Here is an 18,003-nt window from a genome sequence, read left to right on the forward strand (position 1 = left end):
ACCATAAGGGTGCTCGCCTTGTCCTGGAAGCCTTGCCACCTGCCAAAACACTGATTGCTGACCGAGGCTATGACAGCAACGCGTTCCGGGAGGCCTTACAGGCAAAGGGCATCGAACCCTGCATTCCATCCAGCCGAAGCAGGAAGGTCCCGTATCCCTACAACAAGGGGCTATACAAGAAACGGCACAAGGTCGAGAATCTCTTCGCCAAACTCAAGGACTGGCGACGCATCGCAACCCGTTACGATCGGTGTGCCCATACCTTCTTTTCAGCCATATGCATCGCAGCAGCCGTCATCTTCTGGCTATGAGTTAACGAGTCCTGAGCCTAGGCGTACGACCGGACATGAAGTGACAATCGAGCGGGAGCAATCCCGCTCGATTGTCGCCCCGCTTGTTGCTAGAGAGTGACTTCGCGGCTGACATTGGAATTCCAAGGGCACCAATGGCTTCCTGGCAGGAATGCGCCGCCGGCTTCGTCAAGATGATCCTCGACATATGTCATATCCGCATCGCAGACCTCGATCATCATCTCGAAGAAATTAATCGTCTGCGGATCCAGATAGAAATTGAACTTCTTGTTGTAAGATGCCTGCTTCTTCAAGATCCTGCCGTGCACATGCACTTCGTTCCGCTCTTCCCCCGAAATAATTCTTCGAGCATGGGCGATCTTATTTTCATCTGTGAGTTCGAATATGAATTCGACACCTGGGGACGATGGCTGGGTCAGGGCGAAATACGGCATGAATTTCCTCCATGTTGAAAATTGAAATAGAGCAAGGTTGGATTAATGAGCTTCCACTTGTGGAAGTGGTGTGAAAATTAGTTTTTGCTAAACTTATTTCAATCCTTGGATTTTATTGGGTTTTTTGCAATTCTTCCGGCCAATGTGCGGGTATTTTTCATGCGCCGTCGGTATTGTCGATTTTGAGTGGAGGACGAGGGCTCCCGGGGTGTCCGTGGCCTTGTCATGAGCGGCCGGTGCGCCATGATCTTTCTACTGAAAGAGCGCGGAACGGGAGGCGGTATTTGTTGTTTTGGATGTCGCCCGGAAGCCGTCTGCGATAACAGGCTTCGTCCGAGCGGAAATCTGGAACAGGGGGCTACAAGGCCTAACGATCGGGTCGAACGATCGCCCAGAAAGTGGCACCGACCACGGCCCATACCGTCCCGAATGCAAGCGGCACATAGGGACGATGGATGATGATATCCAGCAGGTATGAGAGCGAGAAGCCCAGCCCGAGCGTGGCGAAGGCTGCGGTGAAGCCCATCACCCACGCGATGACCGCAAGCGCGAACCATGTGACCAGATAGGCTCGAAGCGAGCGGCTGCTCCGCCTCCTCAACCATATGTGCGCCGGCAGTCCGATGGCGAGGATGGCCGCATATGCCAAGAGCGCGCCTGCCGCGATCGCCGTCCAGATCCATGACAGCCTGCTGATATCGCCCAGGACATGTGGCACGGGCCAGAAGAGGGCGGTCGCGATGGCGAGAAGGCAGGGGCCCAGAGCGGAGCCAGCAGCAAAGCGGTTGCCAAACGTTTCATATAGGGTCCGTGAACCGAGGATAGCGAAGGCGGATCGCGATCGTCGCGGAGTTTCGAATTTCGCGTTCGCCCATACGACGTTTTCCGAGGCGCGTCGTCAAGTGCCCGCGAGCATAGGCGCGCGGGACTACGCAGAGGTTGTATGGAGCGGAAGCCTCAGGCTGGCGAGGCGCGCGATCTCTGCCAGCTCAGGTTCTTTAGAAGATTGCGCAACGGCTTTTCGACGGTTTCGTAGGCGCAGATGCCGAGAATGGTGCCGCTGATGACGCCGATGAAGGTAATGGCGTCAGAGGGTATCTGCATCGACGCCATCAGCTTGACGACCACCGAAATGGCTAATGTGTGCCAGAGGTAGATCGAATAGGAGCTGTTGCCGAGATAGGTAAGGAGGGGGAGGGAGGGCAACTTGCCGCTGCGCTCCACTGACACCATGCCGAGCACGAGGGCAACAGCGAGCGGTCCGCAGGTCACCTCGTTGAAGTCCAGGCCGAGAATCTGGATCGCGGCAAAGCCCGACAAGGCGACGGCGATCAGGGTAAGGCCGAGGCCTGCCCTCGGCACGTGTCCGGATAGCCAGAGACGCCCGAGGATGGCGCCGGCGACGAATTCCAGGATGATGGGACGCGTATAGGTCAGAAGCAGAGGCGACTGTGGATCGATGATGCCGCCAGCAAGGACAAAGGCGAGGAAGATCGCCGTCATGCCGGCAAGCCGCAGCCGTTGCGGCAGAAACAGGCAAGCCGCGAAGATGACGTAGAAGAACATCTCGAAATTCAGCGTCCATCCTTGCACCAGAACCGGCCAGATCTCGCCACCGCTCGTGCTTGGCGAGCGAACGGGAATGAAGAGCAGCGAGCCGAGAATGTGGCTGGCCGTCAGCTTCATGTTCGGAAACAGGCCGATAACGGCGCCGACAATCATGATGGCGGTCACGATCCAGTAGGATGGCGCGATACGTTGCAGCCGGTCGAGCGCAAAGCGCAGCGGCGTCACCGGCCGACGCTCGCTCATGGTCCACATGATGAAGCCGCTGATGACGAAGAAGACGTCGACCCCCGCGGCTCCAATGCGAAAATGGCCGCCGCTGCGTTCGGCGGCGTGAAACAACACTACGGCGAGCGCAGCAAAGGCACGGAGATATTGAATGCCATAGAGTGTCTTCATTGGCCCGTTCGCGGCTCCCAGTTGACGGGAGATGCGAATTGTATCTGCTCATCCATTCGCAATGGCGCGTTCGCTGGCATGCGCGCTCGCATGGAAAGCTTTCCTGCTGTGAAGTAGAACAGGAAGGAACCGACATGGTACGGATTGAGAATGTCGATCTCCACGAAGGAGCGGATCAGCAACAGGGTCGCGACACCCAGAAGGATGTAGGATTCATCGTTTCGGATGTCGCTCAGAAAGCGGCTGATATGGCCGACGAAAGCCGTCAGCAGGATTGAGGCGAGCAGGAAGACGCCGATGAGCCCGGTTTCCACCGCGGTCTCGATATAGGTATTATGGAAGTGGAAGCCTGCGCGGGAGGCGATAAAAAACTCATCCCACAGTCGCTCGGGCTCGGAGAAACCCTGGACCCAGTAAGCTTGATAGCCGACGCCGAAGAAAGGGTTCTGCTGCGCCGCCGCGATGCCCTGCTGCCAGAGATAGGTACGCCCGGTGAGCGTGGAATCCTTGCCAAAGGCGCCGAGGACAAGATCGACCGCACCGAGATAGACGCCGGCAACTGCAAGGACGATGCCGGAGACGGCCGCTGTCACAAACAACCTTTTGCGCTGCTTGGGCGATAGATACAGGATGACACGCAGGCTTATGCATAAGACCACGACCAATCCCGTCGTCAGCACCGATGTTGCCGATGCCGAAGCATGGAGGCAATAGGCCGACAGCAAGCCGGCAAATCCTGCGCCCAGCATCCAGATCCGACGTTCTCCGAGGACAAAGACGGCTGCGAAGGCGAAATAAATGCCGAGCGAGGCATAAAAGCCGAGCTGGTTCTTTGAGTCGAAGGCGCCGACGAAGCTGTAGCTTCCGTCGATCGGATCATAGGCGTAATAGCCGAACAATATCGAATAAATGAGTACGATGGCGGTACCTGCGATCGCGCCACGCGTCAGCGTGCGGATATCGAGCGTGCGCATGGCGACCAGGGCGCAGAAGATATGCGTCATGTACTGGATCGCCGCGCGCGCCGTCGCGGAAGGGACGACCGACCAGAAGATCGACAGGCAGGTGAAAACGCCGAACGCGAAGAGCCAGAGCTGTCTGTTGTAACTGCCGAGCACATTCCGGTAGTCGATCATGACGAGCGGAAACCAGAGGGCATAGTAGAGCAGGATGGAGGGCTGGCCGAAGCGGGAAGAATAGGCAAAGACGAAGAAGGAGAGAGCAATCGCCACCGCGCCATAGGTGGCGTTGCTGCCTGGACGCACGAAGATCGATTTGGCTATCCGCATCGACTTTCCTATCGGATGGCAAGGCCGGTATTGACCTTGATCAGATCACCCGGCAGTACCTGCGTGTTTTCTTGAGCCTGAATTTCCTTCGACTGGCCGTTTTCATCACGGATGATCGTGTAGGAAATGCTCACACCCGGTCCGTTTGGATCGAGGTTGCCGGCGTCGGCCGATTGAGCCACGGCTTCCTGCATGAGTGATTGGCTGGTCGACAGCTTGAGCTGCAGTGTTTCCAGCTGCGTGTCTGTATCCTGCATGTCCTGGGCCAGCGAGCTCTGCCAGTCGTTATGGAGAGTAATCTCGTCCTGATTGGCCTTGTTGATATCCTGCTTGGCTTTCAGGGACGCGGTTTCCGTATCCAGGAGCGTTGCTTCCAGATCGGAGGCACGCTGTTCAGCGGAGATTCTGCGGGAGGCAAGCTCCAACCCGCGCTCGGTCAGGCTTTCCACTTTGTCGCGGTCGGCCTTGGCCAGATCAAGCTGACGGCTCTGCGTATCGTTTTTCTTCGAAAGGGCCTCGACTTCGTTCTGTAAGAGCGCCTTCAAGTCTTCCAAGGATTGCAGTTGCGTCTTCATGCGCTTGCTGCGTGTATCCATCAGCGCTTTCTCGCTGGCGAGCAGATCTGCTGCCTGAGGCAATTGCTTGAGCTCTGTCGGCACATCGATATCATCCTTGCCAGCCAGCTCGGCCAGCAGGCGCGCCTTGCGCATCAACAGGCGACCGCGCTCCGCCATATAGACGACGGCGTCGCCCTTGGCATTGATGAAATCGCGCGCAAAGCGTTGTCCGGCGTCGGCACGGCGCATGCCGCCACCGAGGCTCACCGCCTTCAACACGGTCAGGCTGGGCGCGAACGGATATTCACCGGGATTCTGGACTTCTCCCGAAAGATAGATCGGCCGGAACTGCGACATTTCAACGGAGGCTGACGGACGATCACGCAGGCCGAACTGCTTCTGCAGCCCAAGGCCGATAGCGTCGGCAATCTGATCCGTGGTCTTGCCGACGGCAGGCATGTCGCCGATGAAGGGAAGTGAAATCGAGCCGGAAGGTCCTACGGTATAGTCGCCGGTGACCACCGACCAGTCGCGAATGGTGCCTTCGGCGGTCTGCCATTCGGCAACGCGCACATGCAGCTTGTCCATGACGCCCAGATGATATCCGGGAAGGTTTTCGGCCGAGGCCGAGACGGAAGCTACGCAAAGGCTGAGAGCGACGAGCGATGCGCAGCACAGCGATGTATTGGCGCGTACAAGCCTTTTGGAAGGCCGAAATTCAATCATGCAGGATCTTCCCTGTTATTGGTAGGCAACCCGCAAGATGCGGGAAAACCGCAGGAAACCTCCCGCGGTATCTGCCAGTCATCATCAATAGCTGCCGCGCGAGAGGCAGACCGCAGGAATGGTTTTGGCGATGATCACCATGTCGCTGCTGAGCGACCAGTTCTTCACATAATGCGTGTCGAAGGCGACGCGACTTTCATAGGAGACGTCGTTGCGACCGCTGACCTGCCAGAGGCCGGTCAGGCCCGGACGAGACTGCAAATAATAGATTGCCGCGGTCTCGTAGCGCTCGAGCTCGTCTTCCACGACCGGGCGTGGTCCGACAACGCTCATTTCGCCGCGGATGATGTTGATGAGCTGTGGCAGCTCGTCGAGGCTGAGTTTGCGCAGGACGGCACCGACGGTGGTGACGCGGGGGTCGTTCTGCAGCTTGCGCGTCGCGCGCCACTCTTCCATCGCCCTCGGATTGGACTGCAGGTGAGCATGGAGCACCTTGTCGCCATCGATGACCATGGTGCGGAACTTCAGGCAACGGAAAGCCTTGCCATTATGGCCGATACGGCGATGGCCATAAAAAGCGGGGCCGCGGTCTGTAAGTTTCACCAGGAGCATCAGCATTAGAAAGAGCGGGCTGATGAAAATCAAAGCGAGCATAGCGGTAGAGACGTCGAAAACGCGTTTCAGTACTCCACCAGTGGGCGGAAAGACGTCGCTTTCCGCGGCGCTGAAAAAAGCCGATGTGGCCGATCTCGTCGCAGACTTCATAGAGAAAACTCCATTCATGTTGACGATTGGTCGGAAATTCTCGGACGCGTAATTAGAGCCGGGATGATCGGAGTGTAGGTTCGGATTTGGACTTTTTAAGCCAAACTTTTGTAGCGATATGGCATGGCGGTATATATTTACCGCATCAATGGTGACTTGGTTTAAATCAGCGATCAGTTATAGATGGGTTCTACTGTATCGTGCTGCGTATAATGGCGCCGCTGGCAGCTCTGCCGCATCATAGTCGACGATTTCTAAGGATGTTATAGGCATCCAACGGTAAGTTCTTCATTATCATTGGCTTCGATAGCCTGTGCTCGGTTTCCCTTCAGCTATACGCCATCCTGATTTCTTCATAGGATATATTGCGCTGCAGCAATATTTTGCGGTGCACATACTGAGATTGGGTTTTTCAGGACTTTGTAATAAAAGTTGATTGAGTTGACGATGAAACCATGGAGGTGCAGTCGCCCTCATGCGTCGCTAAGATTGCATTATTTCATCATGTCTCCATATAATTGCAAAGAGAAAGATGAACAAATTCAATTGTAATTATAATCGAGGTGTAGTTTTAACAGGCCCGGCGTTAGGGTCGTCTCAAATCGCAACGGATCATCGTGACTTGGTTGAATCTCAATGAATCATAAAATATATTTGAGTTTCAGGTCTGATAAGGGAGGAAAGACCTTGATCGTTTTTTACATGATGGCAGAGCGGGCGAGGTAAGATTATGTATGCGCCCCGCGTTTTCATCAGCATGTTGGGCACGCTGATCGTATTTGCTATCGCAACATATTTTCTGACGAACTCGCTTTCGACCACACTGATCGAAACGGTCATCTGTGCCGTCCTTCTGCAGATCGGCTATTTCCTGGGCGTACTCTACCTTGTCTGGAAAGAGCGCAAAGCGCACGAGTCCCTGTTGAACGAAGACAAGGTGCCGGGATCGGTCCAGGAGGACAGCAAGGTCGCTGGTCTGTCCGCATCCAGTTTGAAGCGGTCCGAGCCGTTCAACCCCTGAACCGGGTAGACGATCCGATCTTTTGATGATCCGGCGGTTGTCGGATCCGAGCTATGTCCTAAGTCTCCGCCTGAACCATTGGAGGCTGACGTGACCGACCGTGCAGAAAAAAGTGTCTGCGTAATCATTGCCGCGAAGAATGCCAGCGACACGATCGGGCTGGCCGTTGCCTCGGCCCTTCGGGAGCCTGAAGTGGCGGAAGTCGTCGTCATCGACGATGGCTCGACGGATGGAACTGCCGCCGCCGCCGCCAAGGCCGATGACGGCAGCGGCAGGCTGACAATCCAGGAGTTCGAGAAGAACCGTGGTCCCGCCGCCGCACGCAATCACGCGATCGAGATATCCAAGGCTCCGCTGATCGGCATTCTTGATGCCGACGATTTCTTCTTTCCGGGTCGTTTCGCTGCGCTGCTTGCCGCTGATGATTGGGATTTCGTTGCCGACAACATCGCCTTCGTCAGTGCCGATACTGTTCCCGACGCGCATGCACGGCTCGATCATTTCGATGCGAAGCCGCGCTTTCTCGACCTTGCCGCTTTCGTCGAGGGCAATATTTCCAAGCGCGGCGTGCGTCGCGGCGAGATCGGCTTCCTGAAGCCTTTGATGCGGCGCTCCTTTCTGGATGCGCATGGCCTGCGCTACAATGAGGCGCTGCGCCTTGGCGAAGATTACGACCTGTATGTTCGTGCGCTGGCCAAGCGCGCACGTTACAAGATCATCCATAGCTGCGGTTATGGCGCGGTCGTGCGCAGCGATTCCCTGAGCGGCCGGCACAAAACAGACGATTTGCGCCGCCTCTATGAGGCTGACCGGACCATTCTTGCCAAGGGCGGGATCTCTTCGGAAGATGCGGCCGTGATCCGCCGCCATGAGCAGCATATCCGTGATCGCTACGAGCTGCGGCATTTCCTCGACATCAAGTCACAATCGGGGTTCTTGTCTGCCGCGATCTATGCGCTTTCGCATCCCCTGGCCGTTCCGGCGATTGCCGGCGGCATTCTGACGGACAAGACCGAGCGCTTCCGCAAGCGGAGCGGCGCGCCCATTGCCCATGCCGGTGCGAACGGCCTGCGCTATCTTCTGCAGGCCGCTCCGAAATAGCGATATCGAAGCTTACAGATAATCGCGGCGCACGCCCTCGATCACACTGAGAAGGCGTTCCTTGCAGGCCGCAAGTGCGCTGTCCTTGCTCAACTGCGGTTTTGCCTTGCTTGCCTGCCAAAGACCCAGGGCCGAGGGCACCGCAAGTGCCTGCTTTGCCATGACGCGCAGCGTGGTCTGCTCGGGATCGGCAAGCATCACGTTTTCCCCGTAGCGCTGCTTTCCAAGCTCGGCTGCTGCCAGGTTGCTGCGCTCGAAGCCGACGCCCCAGAACTTCGCGCCCTTGGCGATCGCCTCGGCGCGGGTCGAAACAGGAATGTGCTTGGGCTGATAGGTGACGCCGAGCGAGCGAGCCCAGTCGTTCCATTTAAAACTGTTGATGGAGCGCGAGGAGCTGACTGCTATCCATGGAACGCGGAAAGCATCGGCCAGGATGGCGCCGTGCATCGATTCCGCAACAATCAGTTCGGAGGCGGCAATCTCGCGGATCACGGCCTTCGCCTCGCCGCGGGGGTCGAGATAGGAAAGGCCGACGGTCTTGCAGATTTCAGGCCAAAGGCCTGCGGCAGCCGATTCCCAATGCGGGATGAAGGTGCGCTTGCCGTTTTTCGAAATATTCTGGAATTCGGGCATTTCCGTCACCAGGACGGCGGGATCGACAATGCCCATTGCAGCAGGCAAGCCGGCTTTTTCCGCGGTCAACGGGCCGCGTACGCTGCGAACGTCCCATTGCGAGGTGTCGCGCATATCGGGAAGGGAGCCATAGCCGAAGCCGCTGCCGATGACGAGCTTGCGTCCTTCGTCGGGCAGGATCTCCGTATTGAGGACGGTTCCGACGCCGACCAGCAATGTTTCCTTGTGAACATCGCGAAGGCCGGGAAGTAGGAAATCCCAGAGCCAGAGATTGAGATCGTCACCGAAATTGCCATGGGTGGATTCCCAGTGGAACGGCTTCATACAGGACTCCTTGCTGATCCAAACGATAGCGGGGCATGCCGTGGCTCTTCGATACGGCATGCGCAGCTCATGCTGCGCTGCAAAATCTAGGGCGCGAGTTTGCCCACGGCAAGCTGCATGACGCTTTGTAAAATCGCCGGGTCGCGCAAGGCCCATTTTGCCAGCAATCCAAATTGCGGCATACGCCGCTGTCGCATCTGTCTCGCCTGGCTCCAGAGCGCCTGCCGCCGGGCGCGATTTTTATAGAGGCGGATAGACTCGACATCCTGCGGCCGGCGCGAAAATCTCTGTTCCAGCGTATTGAGCGCCGTCCATGTGTTGAATTGCTGACGCAGGAATTGCGGGGAATCATTGTCGATGCTGTGGAAGATGTTCACGCCTTCGCCACGCAGTGCACCGGCGTTTTCGCACAGCAACACCCGCTTGGCTGCGAGAACGCAGTCGCAGAAGAACAAGACGTCCTCTGCCGCCAGCCGCAATGACGGCTCGAAACGGATCTTTTCGAAGAGCGGCCGCCCGATCACCATGCAGGACATATGCAGAAAGCTCCAGTCCTGCAGCATGACGCTGGCGATGTTCGGGATTTCGACGACGGCTGGCCTGTCCGACAATCGTATCGTATCGGCCGATTTTCCGAGTTCGGCGATGCTGAAATGATAATAGAACTCCTTGCCGCCATCGATGGAATCCCAATAGCAATCGGCATTGTAATGGGTCAGCGTTCCGAAGGCGTTGCTGAGATGCTCCGGCGCCCATTCGTCATCGGAATCCAGGAAGGCCACGAACCGGCTCTCGGCCGGCACGCTGTTAAGGCCGGTATTGCGCGCCCCGCCTGGACCCGCATTGGCCTGGCGGATCACACGGATGCGCTTTCTTTCTTCGCTGCTCAGCGACTGCAGCTCGCCTTCTGCCGGAAGTGGCGATTCATCGTCGACGATGAGGATATCGAAATCCTGAAATGTCTGCCGGGATATCGATTTCAACGCGCGCTGCAGAACGCCGGTTTGCTTCTGATAGAACGGAATAACAATCGTGATAGACGCCATTTTCCCGCCTTTACGGTTTTGATTCAAGGGCTTGCGGTCTCATCCCCCGAGGGCATGATCATTGGCTTTCCAACGGCGTCCGCGGCAATTTTCCGGCCGATTGACCCATAACGGATGTCGTTGTGACGCCAACAGGTAGCGTCCAATCGGTGTCGAGCAATGTTGAGAAACGAGATTTTCTGAAACTTTATCCAAGCGTGGCAGCACTCTGACCATTCCGCCGATGGATCATTGTGACACGTTGCGCACCATGATCGCACGTTTGCGCATCCATGAGAGGAGCGATGCGGATTGCTTTTCTCACAATGATTGAAATGTCGTCGCATTTTGGTCATGGTTCGTCTGTCGGGCTCTGCTGCGCTGCAAAAAATCTTCACCTTCCGGTAAAAAAACAGAGCCGTTCGAACTCATCGCTGGAAGCCAGCATCGAAATATTGAGCGGGCGTCTAAGTGCTTTTCGCAACAGGGCTTTTCTCCGATTCAAATCGATTATTTCATGCTCAAAGGCGTACAAATCGGTGTTTTCAGCACTGATCCGCATATGATTTTTCGCTCATTTTTGCTGCGGTGCCATATTCCCTTTCCGAAGAGCGCCCTAGGTTACCTTTGCGAGCTCTGCTCTGTTTGAAATGGCTGCGAGGGGGGATGCAGCCCGAAGAAGGGGTGACAGACATCGTGAATGTGACTGCCAACGTGTCTTCGCGGATAAACCTCATGCGTATCGTGCTCATCTCGGGCATAATCTTTGTCCATATACCTTTCGATCCGCATAGCAGCCCGTTCAACGGTGACTATGGCTTTTTCGATTGGTTGCGCGTGTTCCTGCGTGACAGTTTGTTCCGTGTAGGTGTCCCCTGCCTGAGTGTGATCTCAGGATACTTGCTATTTCGTAATGGAAAGGCGCCAAAGAGCTATAAAGAGACCGTTGGCCGGAAGACAAAGACAGTCATTCTGCCGTTCCTGTTGTGGAATGGTGCATTCTTCCTGTTTGTATTGCTTCTTCAGTATTACGGCATTGGCGATGGATATCTGCCGGACCTGTCGGAAGCTACTCCGCATACGATCTCGAATCTCTTGCTCGCCATCGACGGCGAACCGATAAATCTGCCGCTCTATTTTTTGCGCGATCTTTTCGTTTGCATTTTGCTGTCACCGGTGTTGGCGTTTCTTATTCGTCGTGCTCCGTTACCGACATTGGTCTTCCTGCTTTTGCTTGCAGCTTGGCCCGTATCTATCGGAATCGTGCTGCGGAACTCTATTCTCTTCAGTTTCAGCTTCGGAATCTACCTGAGTCTCCATCGTATCGACGTGACGGTCATAGATCGCTATGCCGCCTTGATCGCGCCTGCCTTCGTTGCGCTCGCAGCGCTTCTGGCAACGGCAGCCTACATGACGGGGCCTGGATTGCCGTTGTGGCTCGAGGTTTGTCGCAATCTGATGGTGCTCGTCGGTATTCCAGGCTTCTGGGCACTATCGGCAATCTTCATCCGCAGCCGGATCGGGCAGGGCTTGGCAGGAACCGGCAGCCTGAGCTTCTGGATCTTTTGCGGCCATTATCCGCTGCTCTTCTGCCTCTGGGTTCTTTGGAACCGCGGTGGCAGCGAGCTCTATCCGATTTTCTATCTCCTGGCGGCGGCACTTGCCTTGCTGCTGCTGCCCTTGACCAATGGTATGGCGCGCCACGCCCTGCCAAGCTTCCACAACCTGCTGACTGGCAGCCGGGCGCGCCCGCAAGCCGAAATCCGTGCTGTCCAGAACCGCGCTGCCGAAGATCGGCAAGTGCGTTCGAAGCAAAGGTGATGCCATGACGACATCGAAAAGCTACATGCAAAGACTTGGTCTTGTCTCAATCGCTCTGATGAGCGCATGCTTTCTGCCACAGGTCGTGTCTGCTCAGGATGATCAGGCGTCCGGCCGGTCATTCGTCGACAATTTCGAACATCTGGATACCAGCCGCTGGTATATTTCCGATGGTTGGAACAACGGAGCGTATCAGAATTGCACCTGGTCGCGAAAACAGGTGAACGTCAAGGACGGAACGCTGCAACTGCAGTTCATCCAGTCCAAGACTGGCGATCGCAATTATGCTTGCGGCGAAATCCAGACGATGAAACGTTACGGCTATGGCACCTATGAAGCGCGTTACCGTACAGCCAAGGGGCCTGGTCTCAACTCTGCCTTCTTCACCTATATCGGCCCGACCGACAAGAAGCCGCATGACGAGATCGATTTCGAAGTGCTCGGCAAGAATCCCGGTCAAGTTCAGGTCAACCAGTATATTTCCGCCAAGGGCGGCAATGAAAAGCTGGTGCCGGTTTCAGGTGGTGCCGACCAGAATTTCAACGATTATGCCTTCGTCTGGGAAAAGGATCGTCTGCGCTACTACGTGAACGGCAAGCTCGTTCAGGAAGTCACCGATCCTTCGAAGATACCGACGAATGCGCAGAAGATCTTCTTCAGCCTCTGGGGTACCGATACCCTCAGCGGCTGGATGGGCAAGTTCGCCTATGGCGGCGAGCCGGCAACCATGGAGATCAAGCGCGTCGCCTTCACTGCGCCGGGGGAGAAGTGCCTGTTCCCGGAATCGATCACCTGCAAACTCGATTGAACTCAGCCGGCCGCGTGGCATCTCTCGCGGCCGGTTGCAATGCCACCATGCAACACCAACCACACAAGGTGCCCGGTCCTGGCTGGGCGCAAAAGCGGAAATTTTGATGCTGCATATACTGTACTTCGTCCACGATCTTGCTGACCCCGCCGTGCGTAGGCGGGTGCTGATGCTGCGGGCCGGCGGGGCACTCGTAACGCTCGCGGGGTTCCGGCGTGACGACAATGCGCTGGCTGCCATACACGGCGTCGAGCCGATCGAACTCGGCAAGACGCAGGATGCCCAGTTTGCGCAGCGTATCGCGGCGGTGGCCAGATCGGCGGCGAAACTGCGTGGGCTGCTGCGCTCGGTCGCAAGGCCGGACCTCATCATCGGCCGTAATCTCGAAATGCTGGCACTGGCCAATCGCGCCAAGTCCGTTTTCGGCGGCGACATGCCGATCGTCTATGAATGCCTCGATATCCATCGGCTGCTGCTGCGTGACGATGTGGTGGGTAGTGCGCTTCGCAGCGCGGAGCGCCACTTCGGTTCGCAGGCGTCATTGCTGGTGACCAGTTCGCCCGCCTTCATCGAACGTTATTTCCGTCCGCGCTCCGGGCTCAATGTGCCGGTCATGCTGCTCGAAAACAAGGTGCTGGCGCTTGAGCCTGCGGCGCGTGCCATAGCATCAGCCGCACGGCCGCCGGCTGCGGACAAACCATGGAAGATAGGCTGGTTCGGCGCCCTTCGCTGCCGTAAGTCATTGGCTTTGCTCGATCAATTCTCCCGCAGGATGGAAGGTCGCTTCGAGATCGTCCTGCGGGGCCGCCCGGCTCATTCCGAGTTCGACGACTTCGATCGCACCGTCCGCGATGCACCCTTCATGCATTTTGCAGGCGCCTACAAGAACCCCGAGGATCTCTCGGCGATCTACGGCGAAGTCCAGTTTTCCTGGGCCATCGACTTTTTCGAAGAGGGATTGAATTCCAGCTGGCTGCTGCCGAACCGCCTTTATGAAGGTGGCCTTTACGGCACCGTGCCGATTGCGATCAAGGGTACGGAGACGGCAAGATTTCTCGCGAGCCGAAGGATCGGGCTTACGCTCGACGAGGCTGATGCCGAACATCTGACGGCGCTTTTGGGAGAGATGGACGCGAAGCGCTATCTCGCCGCTTTCGAGGCGGTGGCGTCACAGGATCGCAAGCAATGGATGATGGATCGCGCCGACTGTCAGGGGCTGGTGCAACGGCTGGCGTCGCTGACGCGCGCCAATGAACAGCTCGCCGAAATACAGGCCCTCCCACAACTGCATCGCAATAGAGGTGGATTGCAATGACGACCGAAAGTTCAGGGGACATGCGTTGCATAATCGTTATTCCTTGCCTCAATGAGGAAAAGCATATCGAGCCGCTGATCGAGAAGCTCGGTCAGGCTCTGTACGAACTCGATGCCAGGATCGTGGTGGCCGATGGCGGCAGCACCGATCGCACGCGCGAAATCGTTCGGAGTATAGCGGAGGGAGATCCGCGCGTTCTGTTGCTCGATAATCCGAAACGATTGCAGAGCGCAGCGATCAATCTCGCTATCGACACATTCGGTGACGATCATGAGTATTTCATCCGTATCGACGCCCATGGCGACTATCCGGACGATTACTGCCAGACGCTGGTACAGGAGGCAGGCGCGACGGGCGCGGATTCCGTCGTCGTTGCGATGCGCACTATGGGTTTCAGCGCCTTCCAGAAGGCAACGGCCGTGGCACAGAACTCCAAGCTCGGCAATGGTGGTTCCAAACATCGCGAAGGCGCGAAGGGCCATTGGGCCGAGCATGGGCACCACGCGCTGATGCGCGTTGCCGCCTTCCGTGCGGTCGGCGGTTATGACGAAACCTTTAGCCATAACGAGGATGCCGAGCTGGATTATCGCCTGAACAAGACGGGGTATCGGATCTGGCTGACCGACAAGACGGCCATGACCTATTATCCGCGCTCCAGCGTCCCGACGCTCTTCAAGCAGTATCTCGGCTATGGCCGCGGCCGCGCGCGCAATATTCTCAAGCATCGCAGCATGCCGAGCCTGCGCCAGATGCTGCCGCTTGCGGTCGTGCCGATTTTCATCGGTGCTTTCCTGGCCGTCCTTAACTGGATTGCGGTTATTCCGGTTGGCCTGTGGGCGGTAGCCTGCATCGCCTACGGCTTCTGGATCGCTCTCGGCCAGAAGAACCCTTACGGCCCGCTGGCCGCAATTTCCGCTATGGTCATGCATTTCGCCTGGTCCATGGGCTTCTGGATGGAAGTCTTCAGCTTCCGCAATCGCAGGGTGGCGTGATGACACAAGTCCATCGACGCCCGATAAGGATCGACATCGCGGTCTGCACCTATCGGCGGGCAGAGCTCGATCAGACGCTGCTGTCGCTGGCCGTACTCAGCGTCCCCACAGGTGCGATCATCCGGATCATCATTGCTGATAATGATGTGACGCCGAGCGCGCGGGGCCGCGTCGACGCCATGCGTTCGGCCGTGCCCTTCGAGATCGTCTATGTCCATTGCCCGGCTTCGAACATCTCGATTGCCCGCAATGCTTGCCTGGATCATGCGAGCGGCGATTTTCTCGCCTTCATCGATGACGACGAGACGGCCTCGGAAGACTGGCTGACGGAAATGCTGATCATGGCCGACACGACCGGCGCCGACGCCGTTCTCGGTCCCGTGCAGGCGGTGTATGCAAACGTCGCCCCGGCCTGGATGCAGCGTGGCGACTTTCATTCGACCTTGCCTGTTTGGGTCGCCGGGGAAATCCTGACCGGCTACACCTGCAATGTGCTGCTGCGCCGCGGTGCGCCTTCGCTTGCCGGCCGGCGGTTCAATATCGCGCTCGGGCGCAGCGGCGGCGAAGATACCGAGTTCTTCACCCATATGCACAAGGCGGGCGGCAGGATCGCTTATGCGGCGGACGCGCTCGTCTATGAGCCCGTCCCTAACACGCGCGCGAGCGTCTCCTGGCTCTCCAAGCGCCGCTATCGCATGGGGCAGACGCATGGGCGCATGTTGCTGGAAGCAAGGGGGGGCTTCGGGCGCTGGCGAGCGATTGCGCTCGCGGGCACGAAGTCCGCCTATTGCTTTGCTGCCGCGGCGCTGCTTTCCGCGTCCCCGATCAAGCGGCATCGCTACGGTTTGCGCGGCATCATGCACGCCGGTGTTGTCAGCGGTCTCTTTGGAGTTCGCGAGATCGAACAATACGGAAATCTGGAGAAGGCACCGCAATGACGGATTTCATCCCTGATGTCAGCTTCGTCATCGCTGCCTATAATGCCGAGGAAACGCTTGAGCGCGCTATCGACAGCGCGCTGGCGCAAGGCGCCGTCAGCATGGAAGTGATCGTCGTCGACGATTGCTCGAGCGATGGTACGCGCGAGATTGCCGGCAACCATCCTGATCCGCGGGTGCGTCTCGTTGCCATGGCCCGCAACGGCGGTCCGGGCGCTGCCCGCAATGCCGGGCTGGATGCGGCCCGGGGTCGCTGGGTGGCCGTGCTCGATTCCGATGATGCTCTACGTCCGGACCGCATGGCCCGCCTGATCGCCAGGGCGGAAAAGGCCGAAGCGCAGATCGCAGTCGATAATCTCGATGTGATCCGCGAGGACGTCGGCACGATGCTGCCGATGTTCCCGGAGGCGATGCTGGCACGCATGCCGACGCTGACGCTGGCAAAATTCATCGCATCGAACATGATTTTCCAGTCGGAGCACAATTTCGGTTACATGAAGCCGGTCTTCGAGCGTGCCTTCGTCGAGAAGCATCGCCTACGCTTCGATGAAACCTTGCGGATCGGCGAGGATTACATTTTCCTCGCGTCCGCTCTTGCTCGTGGCGGCGTCTGCGTCGTCGAGCCGACCGTAGGCTACTTGTACTACATTCGCGACGGGTCGATCTCGCGTGTTCTCAGACAAGACCATGTCGAGGCCATGCTTGCTGCCGACAGCAGATTCTTCGCCGATCATCCCTTCGGGGCCGCTGCCCTTGCCGCACAGCGGCGACGCACGCGCAATCTGAGGGACGTTATCGCATTCCTGAAGCTGGTCGACAGCATCAAGGAGCGCGAATTGCAGGCGATGCTCAAGATCGCATGCCTCAACCCGCGGGCGGTGCGCCATCTCAGCATGCCGATCTTTGCGCGTTTTCGTCGGTTGGCCGCGTCTCTGCGGAGCGGCCGCCAGTCGTCGCCTACCTCTTCACTTTCCTCCCCCCTGCCCAATATGGGCGCAGGCCCTCACTCTAACAAAGGATAGAGCCATGGACCCCAAACATCGTGTGAGAAAAGCAGTCATCCCGGTTGCCGGCAATGGAACACGCTTCCTGCCCGCCACCAAGGCGATGCCAAAGGAGATGCTGACGATCGTCGATCGTCCGGTCGTGCAATATGCCGTCGATGAAGCCATCGAAGCCGGCATCGAGCACATCGTCTTCGTCACCAGCCGCAACAAGTCGGCGATTGAAGACCATTTCGACGACACGCCGGAGCTGATTTCCTCACTACAGAGGGCAGGCAAAAGCCACCAAGTCAGCGAGCTGGAACGTCTTCTGCCGCGGCCGGGCGCCGTCAGCTTCACCCGCCAGCAGGCTCCGCTCGGCCTCGGCCACGCCGTCTGGTGTGCCCGCGATCTGATCGGCAACGAGCCCTTCGCCTTGCTCTTGCCTGACATGCTTTGCTACGGCATGCGCGGCTGCATGGCCGGCCTGATGGACCTCTATAATGAGACCGGTGGCAATATCGTCGCCGTCGAGGAATGCGCTCCAGAAGAAACCTCGAAATACGGCATCATCGGCAAGGGCGAGTCCGTGCGCCATGGCTTTGCCGTGACCAAAATGGTCGAGAAGCCGCATCCGTCCGAGGCGCCTTCAAACTTTTACCTCAATGGCCGTTATATTCTGCAGCCTGAGATCTTCGACATTCTGGCCCGTCAGGAGCGCGGCGCTGGTAATGAGATCCAGCTGACCGACGGCATGCTGCGCCTCTCCGAGACGCAATCCTTTCATGCCCAGGTCTATAACGGACGCACGTTCGACTGCGGGTCCAAGCACGGCTTCATCGAAGCGAACGTTGCCTTCGCGCTCGCTCGCTCCGATATCGGCGGCTTGGTCTATGACTCGATCCGCAACCTGGTCGTCTCGCACGAAGCGCAGATGACCGCCGCTTAAGCCTGTTCACATTGTGGCCTGCGGCCGGTAAGGCCGCAGGCCATGG

Annotated in this window: 18 protein-coding genes; 10 read left to right on the forward strand and 8 right to left on the reverse strand. The window is 57.8% G+C overall.

From position 1 onward, the window contains the following. The coding region (locus tag GA0061100_RS27785) for an IS5/IS1182 family transposase (RefSeq protein ID WP_075856099.1) at positions 1-311 on the forward strand (311 nt) is incomplete at its 5' end. A gap of 89 nt (positions 312-400) precedes the next feature. Here the strand turns inward: GA0061100_RS27785 and GA0061100_RS27790 are convergent. From GA0061100_RS27790 to GA0061100_RS27815, 6 genes are all read right to left on the reverse strand, one after another. Beyond that, the gene (locus GA0061100_RS27790; protein ID WP_075856100.1) at positions 401-745 is read right to left on the reverse strand and encodes a BP74-related protein; all 345 of its coding nucleotides are present in this window, start codon (positions 743-745) and stop codon (positions 401-403) included. A 367-nt stretch (positions 746-1,112) separates the two neighbouring features. Then, positions 1,113-1,394, reverse strand: a complete 282-nt coding sequence (locus tag GA0061100_RS27795; protein ID WP_143525552.1) for a hypothetical protein — start codon at positions 1,392-1,394, stop codon at positions 1,113-1,115. 308 nt (positions 1,395-1,702) lie between these two features. Next, positions 1,703-2,710 carry an acyltransferase family protein gene (locus GA0061100_RS27800; RefSeq protein ID WP_075856102.1) on the reverse strand — a complete coding sequence of 336 codons (1,008 nt, stop codon included), beginning with the start codon at positions 2,708-2,710 and terminating at the stop codon, positions 1,703-1,705. Further along, the gene (locus GA0061100_RS27805; RefSeq protein ID WP_075856103.1) at positions 2,707-3,999 is read right to left on the reverse strand and encodes an O-antigen ligase family protein; all 1,293 of its coding nucleotides are present in this window, start codon (positions 3,997-3,999) and stop codon (positions 2,707-2,709) included. Before GA0061100_RS27805 ends, GA0061100_RS27800 begins: the two co-directional genes overlap by 4 nt. Before the next feature lie 8 nt (positions 4,000-4,007). Then, on the reverse strand, positions 4,008-5,282 hold the full coding sequence (locus tag GA0061100_RS27810; RefSeq protein ID WP_075856104.1) for a polysaccharide biosynthesis/export family protein: 1,275 nt from the start codon (positions 5,280-5,282) through the stop codon (positions 4,008-4,010). An 84-nt stretch (positions 5,283-5,366) separates the two neighbouring features. Beyond that, positions 5,367-6,047 (reverse strand): sugar transferase, encoded by a 681-nt coding sequence (locus tag GA0061100_RS27815; RefSeq protein WP_075856105.1) that lies wholly within the window; start codon positions 6,045-6,047, stop codon positions 5,367-5,369. Between the two features lie 730 nt (positions 6,048-6,777). On the opposite strand from GA0061100_RS27815, the gene GA0061100_RS27820 reads away from it, so the two are divergent. Both GA0061100_RS27820 and GA0061100_RS27825 read left to right on the forward strand, forming a co-directional pair. Beyond that, positions 6,778-7,068, forward strand: a complete 291-nt coding sequence (locus tag GA0061100_RS27820; protein WP_075856106.1) for an exopolysaccharide production repressor protein — start codon at positions 6,778-6,780, stop codon at positions 7,066-7,068. A 90-nt stretch (positions 7,069-7,158) separates the two neighbouring features. Beyond that, positions 7,159-8,169 carry a glycosyltransferase family 2 protein gene (locus GA0061100_RS27825; RefSeq protein WP_075856107.1) on the forward strand — a complete coding sequence of 337 codons (1,011 nt, stop codon included), beginning with the start codon at positions 7,159-7,161 and terminating at the stop codon, positions 8,167-8,169. A gap of 12 nt (positions 8,170-8,181) precedes the next feature. Here GA0061100_RS27825 and GA0061100_RS27830 read toward each other — a convergent pair whose 3' ends face one another. Together GA0061100_RS27830 and GA0061100_RS27835 are read right to left on the reverse strand one after the other, a co-directional pair. Further along, positions 8,182-9,126 carry a polysaccharide pyruvyl transferase family protein gene (locus tag GA0061100_RS27830; protein WP_075856108.1) on the reverse strand — a complete coding sequence of 315 codons (945 nt, stop codon included), beginning with the start codon at positions 9,124-9,126 and terminating at the stop codon, positions 8,182-8,184. An 86-nt stretch (positions 9,127-9,212) separates the two neighbouring features. Next, a complete protein-coding gene (locus tag GA0061100_RS27835; protein ID WP_075856109.1) occupies positions 9,213-10,172 on the reverse strand; it encodes a glycosyltransferase family 2 protein in 960 nt (319 codons plus the stop codon). Between the two features lie 645 nt (positions 10,173-10,817). Here GA0061100_RS27835 and GA0061100_RS27840 point away from each other — a divergent pair. The 7 genes from GA0061100_RS27840 to galU all read left to right on the forward strand — a co-directional run bounded on the left by GA0061100_RS27840 (position 10,818) and on the right by galU (position 17,957). Beyond that, entirely contained in the window at positions 10,818-11,972 is a 1,155-nt protein-coding gene (locus GA0061100_RS27840) for an acyltransferase family protein (RefSeq protein WP_244557972.1), read from the forward strand. Positions 11,973-11,976: 4 nt separating this feature from the next. Then, positions 11,977-12,780, forward strand: a complete 804-nt coding sequence (exoK, locus tag GA0061100_RS27845) for an endo-1,3-1,4-beta-glycanase ExoK (protein ID WP_075856110.1) — start codon at positions 11,977-11,979, stop codon at positions 12,778-12,780. A 106-nt stretch (positions 12,781-12,886) separates the two neighbouring features. Beyond that, positions 12,887-14,095: a glycosyl transferase family 1 gene (locus tag GA0061100_RS27850; protein WP_075856111.1), complete on the forward strand. Its 1,209-nt coding sequence runs from the start codon at positions 12,887-12,889 to the stop codon at positions 14,093-14,095. Further along, on the forward strand, positions 14,092-15,087 hold the full coding sequence (locus GA0061100_RS27855) for a glycosyltransferase family 2 protein (RefSeq protein ID WP_075856112.1): 996 nt from the start codon (positions 14,092-14,094) through the stop codon (positions 15,085-15,087). Before GA0061100_RS27850 ends, GA0061100_RS27855 begins: the two co-directional genes overlap by 4 nt. Beyond that, a complete protein-coding gene (locus GA0061100_RS27860; RefSeq protein WP_075856113.1) occupies positions 15,087-16,025 on the forward strand; it encodes a glycosyltransferase family 2 protein in 939 nt (312 codons plus the stop codon). Before GA0061100_RS27855 ends, GA0061100_RS27860 begins: the two co-directional genes overlap by 1 nt. Next, the gene (locus GA0061100_RS27865) at positions 16,022-17,047 is read left to right on the forward strand and encodes a glycosyltransferase family 2 protein (RefSeq protein ID WP_075856114.1); all 1,026 of its coding nucleotides are present in this window, start codon (positions 16,022-16,024) and stop codon (positions 17,045-17,047) included. The genes GA0061100_RS27860 and GA0061100_RS27865 overlap by 4 nt, the downstream gene beginning before the upstream one ends. Positions 17,048-17,051: 4 nt before the next feature. Then, complete coding sequence (gene galU, locus GA0061100_RS27870; RefSeq protein ID WP_075856115.1) at positions 17,052-17,957, forward strand: UTP--glucose-1-phosphate uridylyltransferase GalU; 906 nt, start codon at positions 17,052-17,054, stop codon at positions 17,955-17,957. The last annotated feature ends 46 nt before the right edge of the window (positions 17,958-18,003 follow it).

This window comes from Martinezella hainanensis (assembly GCF_900094555.1).
GTDB classification, from domain to species: domain Bacteria; phylum Pseudomonadota; class Alphaproteobacteria; order Rhizobiales; family Rhizobiaceae; genus Rhizobium; species Rhizobium hainanense.

Excerpts from the sequence above, each read along its gene's own strand:
- GA0061100_RS27790 (WP_075856100.1), bottom strand. The coding sequence starts at position 745 with ATGCCGTATTTCGCCCTGACCCAGCCATCGTCCCCAGGTGTCGAATTC.
- GA0061100_RS27800 (WP_075856102.1), bottom strand. The coding sequence starts at position 2,710 with ATGAAGACACTCTATGGCATTCAATATCTCCGTGCCTTTGCTGCGCTC.
- GA0061100_RS27805 (WP_075856103.1), bottom strand. The coding sequence starts at position 3,999 with ATGCGGATAGCCAAATCGATCTTCGTGCGTCCAGGCAGCAACGCCACC.
- GA0061100_RS27810 (WP_075856104.1), bottom strand. The coding sequence starts at position 5,282 with ATGATTGAATTTCGGCCTTCCAAAAGGCTTGTACGCGCCAATACATCG.
- GA0061100_RS27815 (WP_075856105.1), bottom strand. The coding sequence starts at position 6,047 with ATGAAGTCTGCGACGAGATCGGCCACATCGGCTTTTTTCAGCGCCGCG.
- GA0061100_RS27820 (WP_075856106.1), top strand. The coding sequence starts at position 6,778 with ATGTATGCGCCCCGCGTTTTCATCAGCATGTTGGGCACGCTGATCGTA.
- GA0061100_RS27830 (WP_075856108.1), bottom strand. The coding sequence starts at position 9,126 with ATGAAGCCGTTCCACTGGGAATCCACCCATGGCAATTTCGGTGACGAT.
- GA0061100_RS27835 (WP_075856109.1), bottom strand. The coding sequence starts at position 10,172 with ATGGCGTCTATCACGATTGTTATTCCGTTCTATCAGAAGCAAACCGGC.
- GA0061100_RS27840 (WP_244557972.1), top strand. The coding sequence starts at position 10,818 with ATGCAGCCCGAAGAAGGGGTGACAGACATCGTGAATGTGACTGCCAAC.
- exoK (WP_075856110.1), top strand. The coding sequence starts at position 11,977 with ATGACGACATCGAAAAGCTACATGCAAAGACTTGGTCTTGTCTCAATC.
- GA0061100_RS27850 (WP_075856111.1), top strand. The coding sequence starts at position 12,887 with ATGCTGCATATACTGTACTTCGTCCACGATCTTGCTGACCCCGCCGTG.
- GA0061100_RS27855 (WP_075856112.1), top strand. The coding sequence starts at position 14,092 with ATGACGACCGAAAGTTCAGGGGACATGCGTTGCATAATCGTTATTCCT.
- GA0061100_RS27860 (WP_075856113.1), top strand. The coding sequence starts at position 15,087 with ATGACACAAGTCCATCGACGCCCGATAAGGATCGACATCGCGGTCTGC.
- GA0061100_RS27865 (WP_075856114.1), top strand. The coding sequence starts at position 16,022 with ATGACGGATTTCATCCCTGATGTCAGCTTCGTCATCGCTGCCTATAAT.
- galU (WP_075856115.1), top strand. The coding sequence starts at position 17,052 with ATGGACCCCAAACATCGTGTGAGAAAAGCAGTCATCCCGGTTGCCGGC.